This is a genomic window from Microbispora siamensis (genome assembly GCF_016863095.1).
In the GTDB taxonomy this organism is placed as follows: Bacteria; Actinomycetota; Actinomycetes; order Streptosporangiales; family Streptosporangiaceae; genus Microbispora; species Microbispora siamensis.
In genome coordinates, this window is sequence record NZ_BOOF01000139.1 from 1 (window position 1) to 656 (window position 656).

Sequence of the window (656 nt, forward strand, 5' to 3'; positions counted from 1 at the left end):
TCCTCCCCCGTCGCGGCGAACAGCACGATCCCGCCCCAGGCGAACACGTCGGCGGCGGGCCCCGCGCGCTGCCCGGTGAACACCTCCGGCGCCATGTACGTCGGCGTTCCGGCCACCAGACCGGTGCTGGTCAGCGACATCTCCAACGTCCGCGCCACACCGAAATCGATCACCCGGGGACCGTCCGGACCCAGCAGCACGTTGTCCGGCTTCAGATCCCGATGGACGACGCCGGCGTCGTGGATGGCGGTCAGCGCCGTGGCGATCGCGGTCGCCAGCCGGTGCAGCCCGTCCCCGGCGAACACCTGCCCCTCCTGCACCGCCCGGCGCAGGCTCCGCCCCTCGACGTACTCGCTGACGATGTACGGCCTGGGCCCGTCCAACTCGGCGGCGATGACCGGCGCCGTGCAGAACGACGCCACCCGGCGGGCGGCGGCGGCCTCCCGGCCGAACCGCTCTCTCAGCTCGGGATCCGCCGCGGCGTCGCCGTGCAGCACCTTGACCGCCACCCGGCGGCCCTGGCCGTCGTACGCCTCGTACACCACGCCCTGGCCGCCGGAGCCGAGCCGCCCCGACAGCCAGTACTCCCCCAGCCGCTCCGGATCCTCGGGCAGCAGCGTCCCCGCCATCGATCACCCCTCCGCCGGGATTGGACG

Annotated in this window: 1 protein-coding gene; it reads right to left on the reverse strand. The window is 74.1% G+C overall.

Annotated features, from left to right (window positions below; translation table 11 throughout):
* A partial coding sequence (locus tag Msi02_RS42820) for a serine/threonine-protein kinase (RefSeq protein WP_204053416.1) occupies positions 1-629 on the reverse strand: 629 nt, incomplete at its 3' end.
* Positions 630-656 lie beyond the last annotated feature (27 nt).